This window comes from Streptomyces sp. NBC_00885, assembly GCF_045207475.1.
GTDB lineage: Bacteria > Actinomycetota > Actinomycetes > Streptomycetales > Streptomycetaceae > Streptomyces.
Map to the genome: position 1 here is coordinate 6,576,125 of NZ_CP108796.1, position 23,169 is coordinate 6,599,293.

17 protein-coding genes are annotated in these 23,169 nt (G+C 69.4%); 6 read left to right on the top strand and 11 right to left on the bottom strand.

The window, feature by feature from the left end:
• Positions 1-40 precede the first annotated feature (40 nt).
• Entirely contained in the window at positions 41-691 is a 651-nt protein-coding gene (locus OHA61_RS29800) for an ANTAR domain-containing response regulator (protein WP_406305623.1), read from the top strand.
• A gap of 133 nt (positions 692-824) precedes the next feature.
• Here OHA61_RS29800 and OHA61_RS29805 read toward each other — a convergent pair whose 3' ends face one another.
• The 8 genes from OHA61_RS29805 to OHA61_RS29840 all read right to left on the bottom strand — a co-directional run bounded on the left by OHA61_RS29805 (position 825) and on the right by OHA61_RS29840 (position 10,713).
• Positions 825-1,541 carry an ABC transporter ATP-binding protein gene (locus tag OHA61_RS29805; RefSeq protein WP_142216481.1) on the bottom strand — a complete coding sequence of 239 codons (717 nt, stop codon included), beginning with the start codon at positions 1,539-1,541 and terminating at the stop codon, positions 825-827.
• Positions 1,541-2,434, bottom strand: a complete 894-nt coding sequence (locus OHA61_RS29810; protein WP_389369856.1) for an ABC transporter ATP-binding protein — start codon at positions 2,432-2,434, stop codon at positions 1,541-1,543. The genes OHA61_RS29805 and OHA61_RS29810 overlap by 1 nt, the downstream gene beginning before the upstream one ends.
• A gap of 3 nt (positions 2,435-2,437) precedes the next feature.
• Positions 2,438-4,264: a branched-chain amino acid ABC transporter permease gene (locus OHA61_RS29815; RefSeq protein ID WP_406305624.1), complete on the bottom strand. Its 1,827-nt coding sequence runs from the start codon at positions 4,262-4,264 to the stop codon at positions 2,438-2,440.
• A 5-nt stretch (positions 4,265-4,269) separates the two neighbouring features.
• Positions 4,270-5,199, bottom strand: a complete 930-nt coding sequence (locus OHA61_RS29820) for a branched-chain amino acid ABC transporter permease (protein WP_361917247.1) — start codon at positions 5,197-5,199, stop codon at positions 4,270-4,272.
• Between the two features lie 95 nt (positions 5,200-5,294).
• A complete protein-coding gene (locus OHA61_RS29825) occupies positions 5,295-6,527 on the bottom strand; it encodes a branched-chain amino acid ABC transporter substrate-binding protein (protein WP_406305625.1) in 1,233 nt (410 codons plus the stop codon).
• Positions 6,528-7,401: 874 nt separating this feature from the next.
• Entirely contained in the window at positions 7,402-7,797 is a 396-nt protein-coding gene (locus tag OHA61_RS29830; RefSeq protein WP_406305626.1) for a hypothetical protein, read from the bottom strand.
• A 48-nt stretch (positions 7,798-7,845) separates the two neighbouring features.
• Positions 7,846-8,316, bottom strand: a complete 471-nt coding sequence (locus tag OHA61_RS29835; RefSeq protein ID WP_389369858.1) for a PaaI family thioesterase — start codon at positions 8,314-8,316, stop codon at positions 7,846-7,848.
• Between the two features lie 123 nt (positions 8,317-8,439).
• Positions 8,440-10,713, bottom strand: a complete 2,274-nt coding sequence (locus OHA61_RS29840) for an FdhF/YdeP family oxidoreductase (protein WP_406305627.1) — start codon at positions 10,711-10,713, stop codon at positions 8,440-8,442.
• Positions 10,714-10,813: 100 nt separating this feature from the next.
• On the opposite strand from OHA61_RS29840, the gene polA reads away from it, so the two are divergent.
• On the top strand, positions 10,814-13,525 hold the full coding sequence (polA, locus tag OHA61_RS29845) for a DNA polymerase I (protein ID WP_406305628.1): 2,712 nt from the start codon (positions 10,814-10,816) through the stop codon (positions 13,523-13,525).
• Between the two features lie 260 nt (positions 13,526-13,785).
• Here the strand turns inward: polA and OHA61_RS29850 are convergent, their stop codons facing one another.
• On the bottom strand, positions 13,786-14,604 hold the full coding sequence (locus tag OHA61_RS29850) for a DUF4184 family protein (RefSeq protein WP_406305629.1): 819 nt from the start codon (positions 14,602-14,604) through the stop codon (positions 13,786-13,788).
• A 240-nt stretch (positions 14,605-14,844) separates the two neighbouring features.
• Here OHA61_RS29850 and OHA61_RS29855 point away from each other — a divergent pair, with 240 nt between their 5' ends.
• From OHA61_RS29855 to OHA61_RS29865, 3 genes are all read left to right on the top strand, one after another.
• Positions 14,845-16,503 (top strand): lytic murein transglycosylase, encoded by a 1,659-nt coding sequence (locus OHA61_RS29855; protein ID WP_406305630.1) that lies wholly within the window; start codon positions 14,845-14,847, stop codon positions 16,501-16,503.
• 147 nt (positions 16,504-16,650) lie between these two features.
• Complete coding sequence (locus OHA61_RS29860) at positions 16,651-16,788, top strand: SPW_0924 family protein (RefSeq protein ID WP_324977293.1); 138 nt, start codon at positions 16,651-16,653, stop codon at positions 16,786-16,788.
• A 12-nt stretch (positions 16,789-16,800) separates the two neighbouring features.
• Positions 16,801-17,790: a DUF3068 domain-containing protein gene (locus OHA61_RS29865; protein ID WP_406305631.1), complete on the top strand. Its 990-nt coding sequence runs from the start codon at positions 16,801-16,803 to the stop codon at positions 17,788-17,790.
• Between the two features lie 4 nt (positions 17,791-17,794).
• Here OHA61_RS29865 and hrpB read toward each other — a convergent pair whose 3' ends face one another.
• Both hrpB and OHA61_RS29875 read right to left on the bottom strand, forming a co-directional pair.
• Complete coding sequence (gene hrpB / locus OHA61_RS29870) at positions 17,795-20,329, bottom strand: ATP-dependent helicase HrpB (protein WP_406305632.1); 2,535 nt, start codon at positions 20,327-20,329, stop codon at positions 17,795-17,797.
• Between the two features lie 11 nt (positions 20,330-20,340).
• Positions 20,341-21,144: a class I SAM-dependent methyltransferase gene (locus OHA61_RS29875; protein WP_324977303.1), complete on the bottom strand. Its 804-nt coding sequence runs from the start codon at positions 21,142-21,144 to the stop codon at positions 20,341-20,343.
• 365 nt (positions 21,145-21,509) lie between these two features.
• Between OHA61_RS29875 and rpsA the strand changes: the two genes are divergently transcribed.
• A complete protein-coding gene (rpsA, locus tag OHA61_RS29880) occupies positions 21,510-23,021 on the top strand; it encodes a 30S ribosomal protein S1 (RefSeq protein ID WP_361917014.1) in 1,512 nt (503 codons plus the stop codon).
• Positions 23,022-23,169: the final 148 nt, after the last annotated feature.

A 23,169-nucleotide genomic window follows, 5' to 3' on the forward strand; every position in this document is an offset into this window, starting at 1 on the left:
CTCATGGAGAGCTGTACATGCCCTGAACGAGGAGCCCAGCGTGACCGCCCCCGACTCGCCCCAGCCCGCCGACGACGACAAGTCGCATGTCCCTCCGCTGACGACCCGCGTCGTGATCGCCGAGGACGAGGCCCTCATTCGCCTCGACCTCAAAGAGATGCTGGAGGAAGAGGGCTACGCGGTCGTCGGCGAGGCCGGAGACGGTCAGCGGGCCGTCGAGCTCGCCCGGGAGCACCGGCCGGACCTCGTCATCCTGGATGTGAAGATGCCCGTCCTGGACGGGATCTCCGCGGCCGAGGAGATCGCCGAGGAGTCCATCGCCCCGGTCCTGATGCTGACCGCGTTCTCGCAGCGCGACCTCGTCGAGCGGGCCCGGGACGCCGGTGCGATGGCGTATCTGGTCAAGCCGTTCAGCAAGAGCGACGTGGTCCCGGCCATCGAGATGGCCGTCTCCCGCTTCACGGAGCTCAAGGCGCTGGAGCAGGAGGTCGCGGACCTCTCGCAGCGGCTGGAGACACGCAAGCTCGTCGACCGCGCGAAGAGCATTCTGCAGACGCAGTACGGGCTCACCGAGCCGGCCGCGTTCCGCTGGATCCAGAAGACGTCGATGGACCGGCGGCTGTCGATGCAGCAGGTCGCGGAGGCGGTCATCGAGGACGCGGAGGAGAAGAAGGCCGCGCAGGGCCAGTAGGGCAGACGGAAGGGCCCGCACCCCCTGACCGGGGTGCGGGCCCTTCCGCTTGTCCGTACCGGGCAACTCGCCCCCGGACCGGGTCCGCCCTTCGGGCGGACGGGGGTCCGGGGGCGGAGCCCCCGGTTACGGCTCAGTCCTCGCCGAGGTACGTCTTGCGGACGGACTCGTCGTGGAGCAGCTCCCGGCCGGGGCCGGAGAGCTTGATGCTGCCGATCTCCATGACGTGAGCCTGGTCGGCCAGGGAGAGCGCGGCCTGGGCGTTCTGCTCGACGAGCAGAATGGTGGTGCCCTGGGCCTTGAGCTCGACGATCGTCGCCATGATCTTCTGCATCATGATCGGGGACAGGCCCATGGAGGGCTCGTCGAGCATGAGCAGCTTCGGCTGGGACATCAGCGCCCGGCCCATGGCGAGCATCTGCTGCTCGCCGCCGGAGAGCGTGCCCGCTGCCTGCTTCCTGCGCTCTCCCAGAATCGGGAAGAGGTCGTAGGCGCGCTGCATGTCCTTCTCGATGCCCGCCTTGTCGTTGCGGAGGAAGGCGCCGAGCCGCAGATTGTCCTCGATGGACATGCGCGGGAAGATGTGCCGCCCCTCGGGGGAGTGTGCGAGCCCGAGGGAGACGATCTGGTGGGCCGGCACCTTCTTGAGGGACTTGCCGTTGAACTTGATCTGGCCGCCGACGGGCTTCAGAAGGCCCGAGAGGGTGCGCAGCGTGGTGGTCTTACCGGCGCCGTTGGTGCCGATGAGGGTGACGACCTCGCCGGCCTCGACGCTGAACGAGATGCCTTTGACGGCCTCGATCTTGCCGTAGGCGACGCGCAGGTCCTCGACTTCGAGAAGTGCGGTCATCAGTCGTTCTCCTTGCCTGCGGATCCGGTGGTCCCGGTTTCAGCCGCTTCCACTTCCGCTGCTTCTTCCTCGCCCGGGGCGCCCTCGAAGGGCTCTCCGAGGTAGGCGGCGACAACGCGTTCGTCTCCCTGGACGGTCTCGCTGTCGCCCTCGACGAGCTTCTCGCCCTGGACGAGTACCGCGACGCGGTCGCACAGGTTGAAGATGAAGCGCATGTCGTGCTCGATGACGAGGACGGCGATGCCCATGTCCCGGATGGCGAAGACCAGTTCTTCGGTCGCCCGGGTCTCCTGCGGGTTCATGCCGGCGGTCGGCTCGTCGAGGAGGAGCAGACCGGGGTCGCTGGCCAGGGCCCGCGCGATCTCGAGCTTGCGCTGCTCGCCGTAGGGGAGGTTGCGCGCGAGGTGCTCGGCCTTCTCGGCGAGGCCGATGAACTCGAGGAGTTCCATGGCCCGTGCCTTGGACTTGGCCTCGGCCTTGTGGAAGCCGGGGCCGCGCAGGAGCGCGGACCAGAGGCCTTCCTTGGTACGGGTGTGGCGGCCGACGAGCACGTTCTCCAGGACGGTCATGTTGCCGAAGAGGCGGATGTTCTGGAAGGTGCGCGCGACGCCCGCCGCCGTGACCTTGAAGGACTTGGCCGGCAGGACGGTGCCCTTATAGCGGACTTCGCCCTCGGTGGGGATGTAGAGACCGGTGAGGCAGTTGAAGAAGGTGGTCTTTCCCGCACCGTTGGGTCCGATGAGGCCGACGATCTCACCGCTGTTGACGGTGAGGTCGACGGAGCGCACGGCGGTGAGGCCGCCGAACCGCATGGTGACGCCGCGGGCGTCGAGGACCGTCTCGCCGGGCGCGGTGGCCGGGGCGGTGCCCTTCGTGGTGGTGTCCGTGGTCATGGATCAGACCCCTGTCTTGCTGAGGACTGCGGGCGCTTCCGCGGACTCGTGGAACTCGAGCTGGCGGCGCCGGTTGGGGATGAGTCCCTCGGGCCTGAAGCGCATCAGGAGTACGAGCGCGAGGCCGAAGGCGAGGAGCTGGTAGTCGCCGAGGAACTGCAGCTTGGCGGGGATCAGGTAGAGCAGCGCGGCGCCGACGAGCGGTCCGCTGATCGTGCCCATGCCGCCGAGGACGACCGCGGCCAGCAGGAAGGCCGAGTTCGGCGGGACGACGTGGGCGAACTGGTACTGCTCGGGCGTCACGGTGTAGGTGACGTGTGCCTGGACCGTACCGGCGAGGCCGGCGAGGGTCGCACCGAGAGCGAACGCGATGAGCTTGACCCGGAAGCCGTTGATGCCCATGGCGAGCGCCGCGGTCTCGTCCTCGCGGATCGCGATCCAGGCGCGGCCGATGCGGGAGTCACCGCTGCGGCGGAAGACCACCACGACGATCAGGGTGATCAGCAGCATCAGGAAGAAGTAGTTCGCGAACCGGCCGATGGTGACGCCGAAGATGCTGTGTTCGATTCCGAAGTCGAAGCCGAACATCTCCAGGTTCGGGATCGACGAGATGCCGTTGGACCCGTTGGTGATGTCGGGGCCGGAGGTGCCGTCGAGGTTGTTGACGGTGATCCGGAAGATCTCACCGAAGCCGAGCGTCACGATCGCGAGGTAGTCGCCGCGCAGTCGCAGGGTCGGGGCGCCGATGAGGACGCCGAAGACCATGGACGCGGTGGCGCCGACGAGGACCGCTCCCCAGAAGGGGAAGTGGACGTCGAACGGAGAGGACGGCGATCCGGAGACCATGGCCGCGGCGTACGCGCCGACGCCGAGGAAGGCGACGTAACCGAGGTCGAGGAGTCCGGCGAGGCCGACGACGATGTTCAGACCGAGGGCGACGGTGGCGAAGATCAGGATGTAGACGCCGATGGTCGCGTACTGGTCGTCGGACTGCGTGAAGGGGAACGCTGCGGCCGTGGCGAAGGCGCCTGCCATCGTCACCGTGCGGTGCCGTGCGGTGAGCACGGACAGCTGGCTGACGAGGCCGGCCTTGAAGAGGGAGGCGAAGCCGAAACCGGCGGTGATGAGGAAGCCGATGAACAGCTCGTCGTACTCGGTGCCGATGCCGTACGTGAAGACGACCAGGCCGAGGCTGAGTGCCGCGACGATGAACAGGATCTCGACGTAGGAGGACATCTTGCGGGGGGCCGGTGCGGTGCCGCTCGCGAAGGCCGCCTTGAAGGTGGCGAAGGAGGTGCGGGCGTTGTGCCGGAACTGGTCCCAGCCGGCGTCGTCGGGGTCTGCCGGGTCGGGCGCCGGGCGCTCGAAGGGCAGCGCGAGGGCGCCGATGAGGGTGGCCAGGGTGGCGATTCCCGCGATGAAGCCGCCGGGCTCAAGGTTGGCGAGGCCGCCGAGCTGGTAGCTGATGGCGATCAGCGTGAACCAGGTGGTGGAGAAGGCGGCGAGCGCGGCGAGCCTGATGGAGCTGTCGGCACCCGCGGGAGTGAGCCACTTCAGGCCCTTGACCCCGTACGAGGAGAGTCCGAACAGGGTGGTCAGGGCGCCCGCGACGAGGACGAGCCACTGGAGTCCGCCCGGGTATCCGTAGACGGTGAGGTCGCCGGGGAAGGCAGCGGTCCAGGTCCAGGCGAGGAACGCGGAGATGACGGTGAGAGCGCCGCCGCCGGTTGCCATCGCTCGCGCGATGGTCGGAGGGAGGGCGATGAGGCCCGTCTCTGCGCTGTCGGCCGGGGTACGCGGAGTGTCCGCGGTCGTGGTCTGTGTCGTCATCGGTGTCACGCCCTGTCCGCGACGCGCTCGCCGAGGAGGCCCTGTGGCCTGACGAGGAGCACGACGATGAGAAGTACGAAGGCCCAGACGTCGGCCCAGGACTGGCCGCCGAGCTGCTGCATGCCGGGGATTTCATTGATGTACGCCGTGGCCATGGTCTCGGCGACGCCCAGGGCGAGACCGCCCAGCATGGCGCCGTAGATGTTGCCGATACCGCCGAGGACGGCTGCGGTGAACGCCTTGAGGCCGAGGATGAAGCCCATGCGGAAGTTCACTTCGCCGTACTTGAGGCCGTACGCGACGGCTCCGACGGCGGCGAACGCCGCACCGAGGGCGAACGCGACCACGATGATGCGGTCGGTGTTGATGCCCATGAGCTTGGCCGTGTCCGGATCCTGGGCGGTGGCCTGCATACCGCGTCCGGTGCGGGTCTTCATGACGAAGAAGGCGAGGATCGCCATGCAGATGGGGGCAGCTATCAGCAGGAAGACGTCACCGGTCTGGATGGTGATGCTGCCGAAGTGGAACGGGCCGCCGGGGATTTCGGGGAAGGTACGGGAGGACTTCGCCTCGGGGTACCAGGCCCACACCGCCTGCTGAAGGGCCAGGGAGAGGCCGATGGCGGTGATGAGCGGGGCGAGGCGGGGTGCGGTGCGAAGTGGACGGTAGGCGAAGCGTTCCGCGCCGACGGCGATGGTGGTGGCGACGATGATCGCTCCGACCAGCATGAGCGGCAGAGCCAGCCACATGGTGGTGCCGGTGGGAAGGATGAGCCAGACCGTGAGGGCCCCGAACCCTCCGGTCATGAAGATCTCGCCATGGGCGAAGTTGATGAGCTGGACAATGCCATAAACCATCGTGTAGCCGATGGCGACGAGCCCGTACATGGATCCCAGTAGCAGGCCGTTGACCAGCTGTTGCGGCAGTTCGTGCACCGCAGGTCCTCCGAGTCTTTCGACGGATGTGACACCGCGCGGGGCGCTTGTCTTGCGGCGCCCCGCGCGGCATATGAGGTGTTACGGACTGACGGTCAGCCGGCGAACGTGCCGGACTTGACGGCCTTCCAGGCAGTGCCCTCGTACTTGTAGACCGTGAGCTGCTTGTTGGTGGCGTCACCGAACTCGTCGAAGGCGACCTTGCCGGTCACACCGTCGAAGGAGACACCCTGCAGGGCCTCGATGACCTTGGCGCGGGCGTCCGAGGGAAGCTTGCCGTCATTGCCCTCGACGACCTTCTTCACGGCCTCGATGATCGACCAGGCGGAGTCGTACGAGTAGCCGCCGTAGGCCTCGTAGGCCTCCTTGTAGCCGGCCGCCTTGTAGTTGGCCACGAAGTCCTTGGCCGAGGGAAGCTCCTCGACCGGCGCGCCGACGGAGGTGGCGAGGTCGCCCACGCCCTCCTTGCCGGAGAGCTTGATGAAGTCGGCACTGTAGATGCCGTCGCCGCCGGCGAGCGGGATCGCGGCACCCGACTTCTTGATCTGCTTGCTGAGCGGGCCGGCGACCGGGTACTCGCCGCCGTAGTAGACGACGTCCGCGCCGGAGCTCTTGATCTTGGTGACGACCGCGGCGAAGTCCTTGGTGTCCGGGTTCACGTGCTCTTCACCGGCGACCGCGCCGCCGAGCTTGGTGAACTCGGCCTTGAAGGTGGCGGCCAGACCGGCGCCGTAGGTCTTCTTGTCGTCGATGACGAAGACCTTCTTCTTCTTGGCGTCGTTGAAGAGGTACTGCGCTGCGAACGGACCCTGGATCGCGTCCGTGGTCGCGGTGCGGAAGTACGACTTGTACGGGCGAGCCTTCTCGCCGCCGTTCCACTTCGGCCCCTGGGTCAGGGCCGGGTTGGTGTTGGCGGGCGAGACCTGGGCGAGCTTCGCGTCGTCGAAGACCTTCTGCATGGACTCGGCCACGGAGGAGTTCAGCGGGCCGACAACACCGAGGACGTCCTTGTTGGCGACGAACTTGGTGGCGTTCTGCTGTCCGGAGGACGGCTGAGCCTGGTCGTCGAAGGCCTCCACCTTGAAGGTGATGCCGTTGACGTACTTCTTGGCGTTGGCCTGCTTGGCCGCGAGATCGACAGAGTTCTTGATGCCGAGACCCAGAGCGGAGAGCTCACCGGTCAGCGGGGCATCGATGCCGATGACGACCGTGGTACCACCGCCGCCCTCGGCCCCACTGTTTTTGTCGTCGCGCGAGCCACAGGCGGTGAGCGACAAGGCTCCCGCGGTGAGCGCAGCCGTGATGGCCATTAGCGAACGTTGACGCACGATCAGTCCTTTCACCTGGCACGGCCGCCCCCCATGGGACGTACCGAGTCGAGCGCTTGAACCGAACTGAAGGTAATCCGGTGGCGCGGTGACTGGCCGTGACTCTAAGCGCGGTATTGGGGGAGGTGGAGTGGTCTGGGCAATGATGTGACGCTCTTGTTATGCCGCGACGTAATGGATAGCGGATTTTCGAGGGTGGAACGGGGGAATTCAGGCCGGTTCGTCTTGTCCGGATGCTGAGAACGTGCAGGACCGTTCGCGGGTTTGAGTCCTGACATCTGGCCTTGATGGCACGCAGTGCCAACCGCTCTGGCCAGGTCTCGGGCGTACCGATCGCCCGGAATGTAACTGTGCTCTTGCATTGCGCGGGCATTACGCAGTGTTACGTCAAGGAAAGGAAGCCCGGCATTCCGTGCCACTGTTCGGCAATCCGACACGTGAACCGTAACGAGTACTTTGCGTGGCTTTCCGGAACTCACGGTGAACGGTGTCGCAGGATTGCTCGACACCCACAGACCGGCCGAGGTCTGGGTAATCCGTTCCACCGTGACCGGGGGACCTGTGGTCGTACTGAACGTGACGGTGAAGTCGAACGAGTCGTTTGCCGCGACCGGCCGGGCGGGTGCCCCGTAAGCCAGCGCGACCGCCTGCGCCGGCCAGGGCGTGGGCGGCGGCGGGGGAGGCGTCGGCCGGGTCACGTAGAGGTACGACGCTCCCGCGGCGAGGATCCCCGCCAGAGCGGCCGCCAGGAGCGCGGGGCGATGTCGCGCCGCGAAGTCGGCCGCCCGGCCGTTCGCGAGCAGAACCGGGGAGGGAGTGAAGTCGTCGTCCGGCGCGTACGTGCCATCGCCCGGCTCCACCGGGCCGACTCCGCTCATTGCCAGGGACCTGACGTCGGCATCCCGCCACGGTAGCGCTCGGTGCACCGGGCTGCGGCCTGACTGTCAATCAACTTCCGTGCGGCAGCCTGCCCTTGGCGCCTCTGCTCGGCGCGGGCGGCGGCCGTCACGTCCAGCAGGATCCGGTTCTGCCCGTCGGACAGACCCATGGCCTGATAGTCCAGGTTGGACTGCTTCCCGCCGTCGAGCACGACCCGTGCCCAATGGGATATCAGCTGCTCGCACAGCTCTTGGGGGGACGTCGTCCGAGGCGAGGGAGATGAACGGCCCTCGCCGCGCGAGCCGCCCCCGCAGCCGGCGAGGGCGGCGATCGCGAACGCCAGCGCGCACACGAGCAACAGCCCGCCCCGGGACGGTGGTCCTGGCCTCATACGAGGAACGCTAGACGCCGGCCCGGGGCACGACAATGGCCGGGACGCTCAGCCCCCGGCCGGACCCGCGGCATCGCGCAGCAGACAGGTCAGCCGGGCTGTGCAGACCCGCTTGTCCTGCTCGTCGGAGATGACGATCTCGTATGTCGCCGTGGAGCGGCCGCGGTGCACGGGTGTCGCCACGCCCGTGACCAGACCGGACCGGACGCCACGGTGATGCGTGCAGTTGAGGTCGACGCCGACGGCGATCTTGGTGGTCCCGCCGTGGAGCATCGAGCCGATCGACCCGAGAGTCTCCGCGAGGACGGCTGAGGCGCCGCCGTGCAGCAGTCCGTACGGCTGGGTGTTGCCCTCGACCGGCATCGTGCCCACGACCCGCTCCGCCGAGGCCTCGACGATCTGGACGCCCATGCGATTGCCCAGATCCCCGGCGGAGAAGAGCGCGGGCAGGTCGACCCCGAGCGCTGCGTATTCGTCAATGACCTCTTGCGGGAACTTCACGGTTGTCTGCTCGCCCATGGGGGTCCGGCTCCGATCTCAGTACGTTGCGTGCTGTGTGCACCGTCTTATCAGATGCCTGAGCGAACGCTTAGGTGGGAGGTGCCATTCCCGCGAGCGTGCCTCGCACGCGCGCGTGGTTCGTCACTGTGCGCGCTCGAAGCGGATCAGCACGGACTTGCTGGCCGGGGTGTTGCTGGTGTCGGCCGTGGAGTCCAGAGGGATGAGCACATTGGTCTCCGGGTAGTACGCGGCCGCGCAGCCCCTGGCAGTGGGGTAGTGCACCACCCGGAAACCGGTGGCTCTGCGCTCCACGCCGTCCTTCCACTCGCTGACCAGATCGGTGTACGAACCGTCCTCGAGGCCCAGCTCCTGAGCGTCCTCCGGGCTCACCAGGACGACCCGGCGGCCGCCCTTGATGCCCCGGTAGCGGTCGTCGAGACCGTAGATCGTGGTGTTGTACTGATCGTGCGAGCGCAGTGTCTGCAGCAGCAGCCGGCCGGCGGGCACCTCGGGGAACTCGACCGGCGCCGCCGTGAAGTTGGCCTTCCCCGTGGCGGTGGGGAAGCGGCGCTCGTCACGCGGGGCGTGCGGGAGCGTGAAGCCGCCGGGGCGGGCGATCCTGGCGTTGAAGTCCTCGAAACCGGGCACCACGCGCGCGATGCGGTCGCGGATCGTCCCGTAGTCCTTCTCGAAGTCCTCCCAGGGCGTCGTGGAGGAGGGGCCGAGGACCGTGCGCGCCAGCCTGCTCACGATCGCCGGTTCGGAGAGCAGAAGGGGGCTCGCCGGGGTGAGGTTGCCGCGCGAGGCGTGCACCATGCCCATCGAGTCCTCGACGGTCACCACCTGCCGGCCGCCGGCCTGGATGTCCTTGTCGGTACGGCCGAGGGTGGGCAGGATCAGCGCCCGGGTGCCCGTCACGGTGTGCGAACGGTTCAGTTTGGTCGACACATGGACGGTCAGGCGGGCCCGCCGCATCGCCGCCTCGGTGACCTCGGTGTCGGGAGTCGCCGCCACGAAGTTGCCGCCCATGGCGAAGAAGACCTTCGCCTCGCCGTCACGCAGCGCCTGGATGGACCGTACGACGTCGAAGCCGTGGTGGCGCGGCGGGGCGAAGCCGAACTCCTTCTCCAGGGCGTCCAGGAAGGCGGGCGCCGGCCGCTCGAAGATGCCCATCGTGCGGTCGCCCTGGACGTTGGAGTGCCCGCGCACCGGGCAGACGCCCGCGCCCGGGCGGCCGATGTTGCCGCGCAGCAGCAGGAAGTTGACCACCTCACGGATGGTCACCACGGCGTGCTTGTGCTGGGTCAGGCCCATCGCCCAGCACACGATGGTGCGCCTGGACGAGAGGACCATGGCGAGGGCACGCTCGATCTCGGCCCGCCGAAGGCCGGTCGCGGCCAGCGTCTCGTCCCAGTCGGCGGCAGCGGCGGCCGCGGTGAACTCCTCGTACCCATGGGTGTGTTCGCGCACGAACTCCTCGTCGACCGCGCCCTCGGTCTCAAGGATCAGCTTGTTCAGCAGCCGGAACAGAGCCTGGTCGCCGCCGATGCGGATCTGCAGGAAGAGATCGTTGAGAGCGGTCCCCTTGAGCATGCCCTGCGGCGTCTGCGGATTCTTGAACCGCTCCATACCGGCCTCGGGAAGCGGGTTCACCGAAATGATCTTCGCGCCCGCGTTCTTGGCCTTCTCCAGGGCGCTGAGCATCCGGGGATGGTTGGTGCCCGGGTTCTGCCCGGCCACGATGATCAGATCCGCCTGGTGGAGATCCTCCAGCGAGACGCTGCCCTTGCCGATGCCGATCGTCTCGGTCAGGGCCGAGCCCGAGGACTCGTGGCACATGTTGGAGCAGTCGGGGAGATTGTTGGTGCCGAACTCGCGGGCGAAGAGCTGGAACAGGAAGGCGGCCTCGTTGCTGGTTCGGCCGGAGGTGTAGAAGAGCGCCTCGTCGGGCGAGTCCAGCGCGGTGAGCTCCTCGGCGATGATCGCGAAGGCCCGCTCCCAGCTGACCGGTTCGTACTGGTCCGCGCCCTCGGGCAGGTACATCGGCTGGGTGATACGGCCCTGCTGCCCCAGCCAGTACCCGCTGCGCGATGCGAGGTCCGCGAGGCTGTGCGCGGCGAAGAACTCCGGGGTCACCCGCCGCAGCGTCGCCTCCTCGGCGACCGCCTTCGCTCCGTTCTCGCAGAACTCCGCCGTGTGCCGCTTGTCGCCCTCCGGCCATGCGCAGCCCGGACAGTCGAAGCCGTCCTTCTGGTTGACCTTGAGGAGGGTCTGCGCACTGCGGCGCACCCCCATCTGCTGCTGAGCCATGCGCAGCGTGTGCCCGATGGCGGGGAGGCCCGCGGCCGCGTGCTGCGGGGCCGCGACCTGTGGCGCGTCCTGGACCGGATCCCCTGCGGGCGGCTTGCTGGCCATCGCGCTCTCCCTCGAGCCTGCGTGTGCTGTGTACGTCCTCGATCCTGTCACGCTCTTCCCACGGTCGGGAATGTCAGTGGTACGTGGCAGGATCGTGGACGTGGCTGAGACAGCATCGAAGAAGACCGCAGACAACCGACCGCGCCTGCTCCTCATGGACGGGCATTCCCTGGCGTACCGGGCGTTCTTCGCGCTGCCCGCGGAGAATTTCACGACCGCGACCGGCCAGCCGACCAACGCCATCTACGGCTTCGCGTCCATGCTGGCGAACACGTTGCGCGACGAGTCGCCCACGCATTTCGCGGTGGCGTTCGACGTCTCCCGCAAGACGTGGCGCTCGCAGGACTTCCCCGAGTACAAGGCGAACCGCTCCAAGACCCCCGACGAGTTCAAGGGCCAGGTCGAGCTGATCGGCGAGCTTCTCGACACCATGAACGCCGTACGGTTCGCGGTGGACGGCTTCGAGGCCGACGACATCATCGCCACCCTCGCCACCCAGGCCGAGGCCGCCGGCTTCGACGTGCTGATCGTCACCGGCGACCGGGACTCCTTCCAGCTGGTCAGCGAGCACACCACCGTGCTCTACCCCACCAAGGGCGTCTCCGAGCTGACCCGCTTCACCCCGGAGAAGGTCCTGGAGAAGTACGGACTGACCCCCCAGCAGTACCCGGACTTCGCCGCCCTGCGCGGCGACCCGTCGGACAACCTGCCCGGAATCCCCGGCGTCGGTGAGAAGACCGCCACGAAGTGGATCAGTCAGTTCGGTTCGTTCGCCGAGCTGGTGGAGCGTGCCGACGAGGTCAAGGGCAAGGTCGGCCAGGCGCTGCGCGACCACCTGGAATCGGTCAAGCTCAACCGCCACCTCACTGAGCTGGTACGGGACGTGGAGCTGCCGAAGTCCGTCGCGGACCTGGAGCGCGCGCCGTACGACAGGACCGCGCTGAAGGGGTTCCTGGAAGTACTGGAGATCCGGAACCCGAGCCTTCGCGAGCGGCTCCTGGCCGTCGACCCGGGCGCGCAGGAGGACGAGGCTCCGGCTCCCGCCGCGGGCGTCGAGCTGGACGGCACGGTCCTGGGCACCGGCGAGCTCGCCGCCTGGCTCCAGGAGCACGGCACCCAGCCGCTCGGCGTGGCCACCGTCGACACCTGGGCGCTGGGCACCGGCAGTGTCACCGAGATCGCGCTCGCCTCCGCCGCGGGCCCGGCCGCCTGGTTCGACACCACCCAGCTCGACGAAACCGACGAGCGCGCCTTCGCCGAGTGGATCGCGGACGCGGACCGGCCGAAGGTCATGCACAACGCCAAGAACGCGATGCGGGTCTTCCCCGAGCACGGCTGGAGCATCGACGGCGTCACCATGGACACCGCGCTGGCCGCCTATCTGGTCAAGCCGGGCCGCCGCTCCTTCGCGCTGGACGCGCTCTCCGTGGAGTATCTGGGCCGCGAGCTCGCCCCCGCGGCGGCCGACGGCCAGCTCGCCTTCGGCTCGGAGGACGAGCAGGCCGAGGCCGACGCCCTGATGTCCCAGGCCCGCGCGGTCCTCGACCTCGGTGACGCCTTCACCGAGCGCCTGGCCGAGGTCGGCGCGGCCGAGCTGCTGCACGACGTCGAACTGCCCACCTCCGCCCTGCTCGCCCGCATGGAGCGGCACGGCATCGCCGCCGACCGGCCCCATCTGGAGGCCATGGAGCAGCAGTTCGCGGGTGCCGTGCAGCAGGCCGTGAAGGAGGCGCACGCCTCCGTCGGGCACGAGTTCAACCTCGGCTCGCCCAAGCAGCTCCAGGAAGTCCTCTTCGGCGAGCTGAATCTCCCCAAGACCAAGAAGACCAAGACCGGTTACACCACGGACGCGGACGCGCTGGCCTGGCTGGCCACCCAGACCGAGCACGAGCTGCCGGTCCTCATGCTGCGCCACCGCGAGCAGGCGAAGCTGCGGGTCACCGTCGAAGGCCTGGTCAAGACGATCGCGGCGGACGGCCGGGTCCACACCAGCTTCAGCCAGATCGTCGCCGCGACCGGCCGCCTGTCCTCCACCGACCCGAACCTGCAGAACGTGCCGGTGCGCACCGACGAGGGCCGCGCGATCCGCCGTGGCTTCGTGGTCGGCGAGGGCTTCGAGTCCCTGATGACCGCGGACTACAGCCAGATCGAGCTGCGCGTGATGGCGCACCTGTCGGAGGACGAGGGCCTGCTGGAGGCGTTCGCCTCCGGCGAGGACCTGCACACCACCGTCGCCTCACAGGTGTTCAGCGTGGACAAGTCCGCCGTCGACGCCGAGATGCGCCGCAAGATCAAGGCGATGTCGTACGGACTGGCCTACGGACTCTCGGCGTTCGGCCTCGCCCAGCAGCTGAACATCGAGCCGGCCGAGGCACGCGGCCTGATGGACACCTACTTCGAGCGCTTCGGCGGCGTACGCGACTATCTGCACCGCGTCGTCGTGGAAGCGCGGGTGACCGGCTACACCGAGACGATGCTCGGCCGCCGCCGCTACCTGCCCGACCTGAACAGCGACAACCGCCAGCGCCGCGAGGCGGCCGAGCGGATGGCCCTCAACGCTCCGATCCAGGGCACCGCGGCGGACATCGTCAAGGTCGCGATGCTGAACGTCGACCGGGCGCTGAGGGAGGCGAAGCTCTCCTCCCGGCTGCTGCTCCAGGTCCACGACGAAATCGTGCTGGAGATCTCGCCGGGCGAGCGCGAGAGGGTTGAGGAGCTGGTCCGCAAGGAGATGTCCGCGGCGGTGTCGCTGAGCGCGCGGCTGGACGTGTCGGTGGGAGTGGGCCCGGACTGGGAGTCGGCGGCGCACTGACGTCGGGGCCGCGCGGGCCTTCCACCGGGGCTCCGCCCCGGACCCCGCGCCTCAAACGCCGGCGGGGCTGAGATGTGCGGCAGGGCCGCACATTCAGCCCGTCCGGCGTTTGAGGACATGCGGCCGAAGGTCGCATACGGGGTCTGGGGGCCTGCCCCCAGTTCGGGAAGGGGCGGGGTGGGGACAAGGCCCGCCGCAGGCGCCGCCCGCCCGCCCGACTCCCGCGCCGCCCGCCCGACCCGCGCCGCAGCCCGAGCCCCTCAGACCCGCTCCACCGCGCGCCCGCGCCACCGCATCCCCGCCCCGTACACCACAAGCCCCACCGCCAGCCCCGCCCCCGCCCCGAAGCACGCCGTCGGGATGATGTCCAGGGGCGAGTCGGCGTGCCCGTAGTACGCGTACCAGCGCGCGCACCGCTGGATCACACCGAGCAGCACGCACCCTGCCAGCAGCGTCGACGCGAGCCTCCGCCCCCGTGCGTCGAGCAGCCGCACCGACGGGGGCGCCGTGACCGGGGGCTGCCGACGCAGCGCGGACGCCGCGAACCACACCAGCGCCACCAGACCCAGCACCGAACTGCCGTACTGCGCATACGAGTAGAGGGGCAGCCCGGCCACCGACTCGTTCAGGACCGGCAGCAGACGTGTGCCCCACTCGCCGTGATGGGTGAAGGCGTCCCACAGGACATGCGTGCTCGCACCCAGCACCGCCGAGACATAGAACCGCAGCGCCATGCCCACGGGCCGCCGGTCCGTGCGGGGCTGTGCACCCCCGCGTACAAACGCGTGAACACGCCCCTGCCAGGCGGCCGGCAGCAGTGCCAGCAGTGGCTCACGCACCATTACCCACACCGCCACCAGCGCCGCCGTGATCGCCACGTCCACGGTCAGCACCCCGAGCGGGGCGTGGGTGAACGTCCCGAACTCCATCCCGCCCGGGACGGCGGTGGCCGCGAAGTACGTCATGTCGGGGGCGAACGAGCCCATCACGAGCGCCGAGGCGAGCAGCGGTCCGCGCGCGGCCCCGTCCTTGCGGATGCCCGGCAGTACCGCCGCGGCATGGCTCAGCGTGAACGGCATGGTCGTGCCCCCTGGAACCCTTTGGACCCTTGTCGACCCTTATCGATCAACGACGCCAGTATGCGTGATGCTCGAACTCCGGAGTCGAACTCCGGGTTCGAACGCACTGCGGGCGACCGGCAGGTGGCGAGCTGGTGAAAACCGGTCAGGGGCCGGTGCCCTGGGGTGTCTAGTTGCCGTAGGGTCACCTGAGTCCGGCGCTGGGGAGCGCGGACGCCGCGACGGGGAGGGAACAGACGTATGGCAGCGCAATTCGGCCGCCGACTGCGCAGGGGAGCCACCACCACAGCCGTGGCAGCGGCCGCTGTGGCCGCACTCTCCGCCTCAGGGGCACCCGGCATCACGCATGCCACCACGGGCGACAGCCAGGGGGCTTCCGACGCCACCCCGCCGCCCGGCACCCCGGTCACCGGCAACTCCCCGTACTACACGGACCTTCCGCCGCTGAACACCGCCGACAAACCGGGCACTTCCGGGGATCTTCCCGTGACCGGTCCGGCGGAATCGGGCATCCCGGCCACCGTCCTCGCCGCGTACAAGCAGGCCGAGCGGACCATAGCCGGCTCCGATCCCGGCTGCCATGTGCCGTGGCAACTGCTCGCCGCGATCGGCAAGGTGGAGTCGGGCCAGGCGCGCGGCGGCAATGTCGATGCCAACGGCACCACCCTCTCGCCGATCCTCGGGCCGGTCCTCAACGGCGTCGGCTTCGCGAACATCTCGGACACCGACAACGGCGTGTACGACGGCGACGCGACGCACGACCGCGCGGTCGGCCCGATGCAGTTCATCCCCTCCACCTGGGAGAGGTGGGGCCAGGACGCCAACGCCGACGGCCGCCGCGACCCCAACAACATCTACGACGCCGCGCTCGCCGCCGGGCGCTATCTGTGCGCCGACGGCCGGGACCTGGCGGTCAAGTCCGAACTCGACCGGGCGATCCTGGGCTACAACCACTCGCAGGAGTATCTGCGTACGGTCCTGTCCTGGTTCGAGTACTACAAGCACGGCACCCACGAGGTCCCGGACGGCACCGGCGTGCTGCCGATCTCCAACGGCCCCGGCAGCGACCCGGAGACCACGCCCGGCACCACCCCCACGCCCAGCGGCACCCCGACGCCGACGCCCACGCCGCCGAAGCCCGGCACCACCCCCAAGCCGACCCCGACCCCGACCCCGACCCCTACGCCGACACCCACGCCGACCCCGTCGCCGGTGGCCCGTATCGAGGACGCGGGCACCGGTGAGCTGAGTGCCATGGCCGGCCACGAATTCACCGAGCGGCCCACGGTGCGGGTGAAGAACACCGCGGGCAAGGCCGTCCCCTTCCAGGCCGTCCGATTCGAGATCGTCGGCGACACCGACACCCGCTTCACCGGCGGGAAAGCGGCTGTGATCCTCTCCACCGGCGCCGACGGCACGGTCACATCGCCCACCCTGTACGCGGGCGAGAAGACCGGCTACTTCACCGTCCGCGCGACGGTCGAGGGGGGCAGGGTGCTGCCGCCTGCCGACTTCACCGCGACCGTCACCGTCCGGGCGGCGGACGCCATCGTGAGGACCGACGACAAGGTCCTCACGGCCGCCCCCGGCACGGAGTTCGCGGACACCTGCGAGGTCAAGGCCACCTACAAGGGCGCCATCGCCGCAGGCGTCGCGGTCACCGCCACCATGATCACCGCCGCGGACAATCCGGCCGTGAACGACAAGGGCCCGTACTTCAAGGACGCCGAGGGCAAGGTGATCCGTACCCTCACGGACCTGACGACCGACGCCAACGGTGTCCTGAAGCTCCCGAAGATCTTCGCGGACGACCAGACGGGCACCTTCCTGCTCCGCCTCACCACAGCGGGCGGCGCAAGCGTGACCATCGAGCTCAAGGTCGCCGCGCCGGCGGCCTGACCCAGCAGCACTCCCGCACCGCCCCTGTGCCGCCCGTCGGCACAGGGGCGGTGCAACGTGTTCTCATCTCGCGGCTCGATTGCTACGGTGCCCCCGCCCTGACGCCGTATCAGATCCGTCCGGATCCGAGCCCCCGGGAGGCCGAGCATGCGCGCCCTCGTCGCCGCCGCCATCGGGCTTGCCGCCGCCCTCGTCCTGGTCGTCGCCATCTCGGCGATCGGTGCGCCGCCCGGCGAGACCTCTCCGAAGCCGCTGCTGACCAGCGTCCCCGGCCCCAAGAAGTAGGGGGAGGGGACCATGCGCCGCAGAGCGAGCCTCGTACTCCTGGCCTTCGCCGTCTTCTTCACCGCGCTGTCACCGCTGCTGCGCTGGTACGCCTTCCCGCGGTTGGTGAAGATCCCGCCCAGCCAGTACCAGGAGATGGTGCTGGAGGCGAAGCCCGCGACCCTCCTCGACTACGGCACCCTCCAGGCGAAACAGGTCGCCAAGGTCACCATCGTGCAGACCCTCAAGGGCAATGTGGAGGAGTCCGAGAAGATCGAGCGCAGCGCGGGCCGCGATGTCGTCGTCTGGGACTCCCTCTCCTATGTGGTGGGACCCGACGGCAAGATGGTCTCCCAGATTCCCGAGCGCTACATCTTCGATGCCCACAGCCAGGCGCCCGTGCACGCCACCGGGGAAATGGTCGACGGGGACGCGGTGCGGCGCGAGGGCATCGAGTTCAAGTGGCCCTTCCTCACCGAGAAGCGGGACTACGAGTACTTCGACGCCCAGGCCCGTACGTCCGCGCCCATCCACTACAAAGGGACGCGTACGTTCCGCGGGCTCGAGGTCTACTACTTCGAGCAGACCATCCCCTGGACCAAGGTGCCCTACCCGAAGAAGATGCCCATCCCCGGCGTCGACGCGACCACACTGGAGAAGCAGACCGGGACCACCCGCTGGTACACGACGAAGCGGATGTTCTGGGTCGACCCGGTCACCGGCGGTCCCGTCAACGGCGAGGAGATCCACCAGGAGGAACTGCGCGGCGGCACCCTGCTGGGCGGGCGGGACAAGGTCACCGCGTTCGCCGGGCATGTGAAGATACGCCCCGACTATGTGGACTACACGGTCGACCTGATCAAGTCGAACCGCCGGATGGTGCTGCTGATGACCTCGTATCTGCCCTGGGGCTTCGTGATGCTCGGCACCGGGCTGCTGGCGCTCGCCCTGCTCCTGGAGGCCCGCAGCCGCCGGCCCCGGGCCCCCGCGGCGGACCTCGATCCGGAGCCGGTCCCCGCCTGACGCCTCAGCTCTCCCGGTTGAGGCGGGCCTTGGTGTACCGGGTCGGCTCGGCCGTCGAAGGATCCTCCGGCCAGGGGTGCTTGGGGTAGCGGCCGCGCAACTCGGCCCGTACGGAGCGGTATCCGCCCCTCCAGAACGAGGCCAGGTCCGCGGTGACGGCCGCGGGCCGTCCGGCGGGCGAGAGCAGATGCACCAGCACCGGCACGCCCGAGACCGTGGGCGTCTCGCGCAGGCCGAACAGCTCCTGCAGCTTGACCGCCAGGACCGGCTGCTCCCCGCCGTACTCGACCCGGATCCGCGATCCGCTCGGCACCTCGATCCGCTCGGGCGCCAGCTCGTCGAGGCGCGCCGCGTCCCCGCTCGCCCACGGCAACAGCCGCTGGAGTGCCTGTGCCGCGTGGATACGCCCGAGATCGGCCCGCCGCCGGGCTCTCGACAGTTCCGGTTCCAGCCACTCCTCGGTACGGTCCAGCAGCGCGGCGTCCGACACGTCCGGCCAGGGTGTGCCCAGAGCCCGGTGCAGAAAGGCGAGCCGCTCGCGCAGGCCCTCCGCATCGCGCGTCCAGCGCAGCAGTCCGAGCCCCTCGCGCCGCAGCCCGTCGAGCAGCGCCGCGCGTACGAGAGCGGGGTCCGGATCCTTCAGAGCGCGAAGGGAGAGCTGGACGGCGCCCAGCCGTTCCACCTCGCGTGCGACGACGTCGCCGTTCTCCCAGTGGACCTCCTCGCCCGCGACGAGCAGATGCGCGGCGGCACTGCGGGCGGTGTCCTCGTCGATGACGGCGGCGAGCCGCACCCGCGCCGACGCGGCATGCGCGGGCCGGTCCGCGACGGCGACGGCCAGCCAGGGCGCACTGCGCAGCGCCGACCCGCCGCCGAGCTCGGCCCCGGTCCCGGAAGCCATGAGGAAGGTGCCTTCGCCCTGGGCGCGCGCGACGCGCTCGGGAAAGGCGAGTGCGCCGACGAGCCCGGCGACGATGTCGTCGGTGTGCCCAATCGCCGGACGGGTCTGCTGTGTTGTGCCCTCGAACGCCGGGCCGGCTCCCTCGAGCCCCGACGCCAGGCGGCCCGCCTCCGCCCGCCACCGCGCCGCATACGCGTCGCCGCCCCTGCGCGCCGTGCGCCACACCGCCGCCAGATCGTCGCCGTACTCCCTCGGCGGCTCCTCACTCAGCAGCGCCACCACCTCGGCGGCCCGGCGTACGCCCACCTCCCGAGCGCCGTCGAGCAGCGCACGCGCCAGCCGGGGATGCAGGCCCAGCCGGGCCATCCGGACGCCTCGTTCGGTCGCGCGGCCCGTCGCGTCCACCGCGCCGATCGCCGTCAGCACGGACCGTGCCGCGGCCATCGCACCGGCCGGGGGCGGGTCGAGAAGCGCCAGGCCCTCGGCCGACGGGTCGCCCCAGCAGGCGGCCTGAAGGGCGAACGCCGTCAGGTCCGCCACCTTGATCTCAGGAGAGGGGAAGCGCGTGAGCCGGGCGTCCTCGGCCTCGGACCAGCAGCGGTACACGGCGCCGGGAGCCTCGCGCCCGGCCCGTCCCGCGCGCTGGCGGGCCGCCGCCTGTGAGGCCCGTACCGTCGTCAGCGCGCTCAGCCCGCGTGCGTGATCGGTGCGCGGCTCCCTGGCCAGACCGGAGTCGACCACGATCCGTACACCCGGCACGGTCAGCGACGATTCGGCCACCGAAGTCGCGAGCACGACCCGGCGCCCGGAGCCGCCGGACAGCACCGCGTCCTGCACCGTGGCGGGGGCCCGGCCGTGGACCTGGAGCACCTCGGCGCCGACACCGTTCAACTGGCCCGCCACCCGGCCGATTTCGCCGACGCCGGGAAGGAAGCAGAGCACATCGCCCGTACGCTCGGCCAGCGCTCGCCGCACCACGGAAGCCACATGCGTCAGCAGCGCGGGGTCGACCCGCATCCCGTGCGGCGGCCGCACGGGCCGGCCAGGAGGCGCCCACACCACGTCCACCGGATGCGCGACGCCCTCGGCCTCCACCACCGGCGCATCGCCCAGCAGCCGTGCCCAGCCCTGCGCGTCCGTCGTCGCCGAGGCCGCCACCAGCCGCAGTTCCGGCCGCAGAGCGGCTCGTACATCCAGCAGAAAGGCGGCCACCGTGTCCGCGTCCAGATGACGCTCATGGCATTCGTCGAGGACCACCGCGTCGACCCCGGCGAGCTCCTGGTCGCGCTGCAGCCGCTGGAGCAGCACACCGGTGGTCACCACCTCGACGACCGTCCCGCGCCCCACCACGCGCTCCCCGCGCACGGTGAAGCCGACCTTGCCGCCCACCCGCTCGCCCAGCAGCCACGCCATCCGGCGCGCGGCCGCGCGGGCCGCGATCCGCCGCGGCTCGGCCACCAGGACGCGCCGCCCGGGGCCGCCGCCGACGAGACCCGAGAGCACCAGCGGTACGAGGGTGGTCTTACCGGTCCCCGGCGGCGCACACAGCACCGCGCACCCGTGCGTGTCGAGCGCATGCGTGAGCGCGGGCACGGCGCTGTGTACGGGAAGGCTCGCGAGGGCGTCGTCGCGGATCACCGGGACACCCCTCAGTCACGCTCGCAGACGAAGATCGCGGTGCCGGGGATCAGATTCCCGCGCAGCGGGGACCAGCCGCCCCACTCCTGGCTGTTCCAGGCGGGCCACTCCGGCTCGACCAGATCCAGCAGCCGAAAGCCCCCCGCCACCACGTCCCGCACCCGGTCGCCGATCGTCCGGTGGTGCTCCACATATACCGCGCGCCCCTGCTCGTCCTGCTCGACGTACGGGGTGCGGTCGAAGTACGAGGCGGCCACCGAAAGACCCTCGGGACCCGGCTCGTCGGGAAACGCCCAGCGGATCGGGTGCGTGACCGAGAAGACCCAGCGCCCGCCCGGCCGCAGCACACGCCGTACCTCTTGGAAGACCTTGACCGGGTCGGCGACGAAGGGCACCGCCCCGTAGGCCGAGCATGCGAGGTCGAAGGAGCCGTCCCGGAAGGGCAGGGCACCCGCGTCCGCCTCGACCAGCGCGATGTCGTCGCCGATCCGCAGCGCGTGCTGGAGCTGGCGGTGGGAGAGGTCCAGGGCCACCGGGCGCGCGCCCTGGGCGGCCAGCCAGCGCGAGCACTGTGCCGCGCCCGCCCCGATCTCCAGGATGTCGAGCCCCTTCAGCGACCCGGCGGGACCCAGCAGTCCGGCGTCCGCCTCGTCGAGCCCTTCGGGGCCCCATACAAAGCGGTCGTCTCCCAGGAACGCCCCGTGCTCGGTCTGGTACTCATCGGCGTTGCGGTCCCACCAGCCGCGGCTCGCGCGGCTGCTCTCCGCGTCGCCGGCGATACGGCGAGTCGCTTCCGGCTCAAAATCTTGGAACATCGTCACCGTCGTTGTAGTTTGCGTTCAGCGCGGCAAGTGGCGGCCGGTGTGGCCTTGGCACTGAACCGAACGCGGCCCTGCCGCGTGGTCAGTTGTGCCGGTTATGCGGCATTCCGCACCGGGTGTGCGCCTTCGCGCATTGACCGTGTCCGGCTGCCCCCGTATGCTACAAGTTGCGCTGCGGGCCTGCGCGCCTCAGACAGAGCAGGCCGCGCTCGCATCTGTATGTATGTCCCCTCGGTTCACGAGGCGCCCCTCTTATCCGGAGAGGCGCTTCCCAGGCTGTCCGGCTTCTGCAGCTGCGATACGGGCTCTCGGCGTAGCAGTACCTACGACTCACTGTCCGTACCGGAGCCCTTTCCCACATGACGAGCAGCACCGAGACCACCGCCACCACTCCGCAGGTAGCGGTCAACGACATCGGTAACGAGGAAGCTTTCCTCGCCGCGATCGACGAGACGATCAAGTACTTCAACGACGGCGACATCGTCGACGGCGTCATCGTGAAGGTCGACCGGGACGAGGTCCTGCTCGACATCGGTTACAAGACCGAAGGTGTCATCCCGAGCCGCGAGCTCTCGATCAAGCACGACGTCGACCCGAACGAGGTCGTCAAGGTCGGCGACGAGATCGAGGCCCTTGTTCTCCAGAAGGAGGACAAGGAAGGCCGCCTGATCCTCTCGAAGAAGCGTGCCCAGTACGAGCGCGCCTGGGGCACCATCGAGAAGATCAAGGAAGAGGACGGCATCGTCACCGGCACCGTCATCGAGGTCGTCAAGGGTGGTCTCATCCTCGACATCGGCCTCCGTGGCTTCCTGCCGGCATCTCTCGTCGAGATGCGCCGTGTCCGCGACCTCCAGCCCTACGTGGGCAAGGAGCTCGAGGCGAAGATCATCGAGCTGGACAAGAACCGCAACAACGTGGTCCTGTCCCGCCGCGCCTGGCTCGAGCAGACCCAGTCCGAGGTTCGCCAGACGTTCCTCACCACCCTGCAGAAGGGTCAGGTCCGCTCCGGCGTCGTGTCCTCGATCGTCAACTTCGGTGCCTTCGTGGACCTGGGTGGCGTCGACGGTCTCGTCCACGTCTCCGAGCTCTCCTGGAAGCACATCGACCACCCCTCCGAGGTTGTCGAGGTCGGCCAGGAAGTCACCGTCGAGGTTCTCGACGTCGACATGGACCGCGAGCGCGTCTCCCTGTCGCTCAAGGCGACGCAGGAAGACCCGTGGCAGCAGTTCGCCCGGACGCACCAGATCGGTCAGGTCGTCCCGGGTAAGGTCACGAAGCTCGTTCCGTTCGGTGCGTTCGTGCGCGTCGACGAGGGCATCGAGGGCCTGGTCCACATCTCCGAGCTGGCCGAGCGCCACGTGGAGATCCCGGAGCAGGTCGTCCAGGTCAACGACGAGATCTTCGTCAAGGTCATCGACATCGACCTCGAGCGCCGTCGCATCAGCCTCTCGCTGAAGCAGGCCAACGAGTCCTTCGGTGCCGACCCGGCCTCGGTCGAGTTCGACCCGACGCTGTACGGCATGGCCGCGTCGTACGACGACCAGGGGAACTACATCTACCCCGAGGGCTTCGACCCGGAGACCAACGACTGGCTCGACGGCTTCGAGACCCAGCGCGAGGCGTGGGAGACCCAGTACGCCGAGGCGCAGCAGCGCTTCGAGCAGCACCAGGCTCAGGTCATCAAGTCCCGCGAGGCCGACGAGGCCGCTGCTGCCGAGGGTGCCGCTGCCCCGGCCGCCGGTGCGGGTGGCGCCAGTGCGGGTGTCACGGGCGGTTCGTACTCCTCGGAGTCGGACGACAACTCCGGCGCCCTGGCGTCGGACGAGGCCCTGGCTGCCCTGCGCGAGAAGCTGGCCGGTGGTCAGAGCTGACGCTCTGCCCCAGCTGGTGACTAGCTGAAAGTAAGGCCCGCTCCCCTTGGGGAGCGGGCCTTACTGCTTTATGGCGTGACCCCCTGGGGCGGAACTGCGTCTCCCCGGCGATGTGTTCGGCGATGTGTTCATCGCGTGAGGCGGGAAT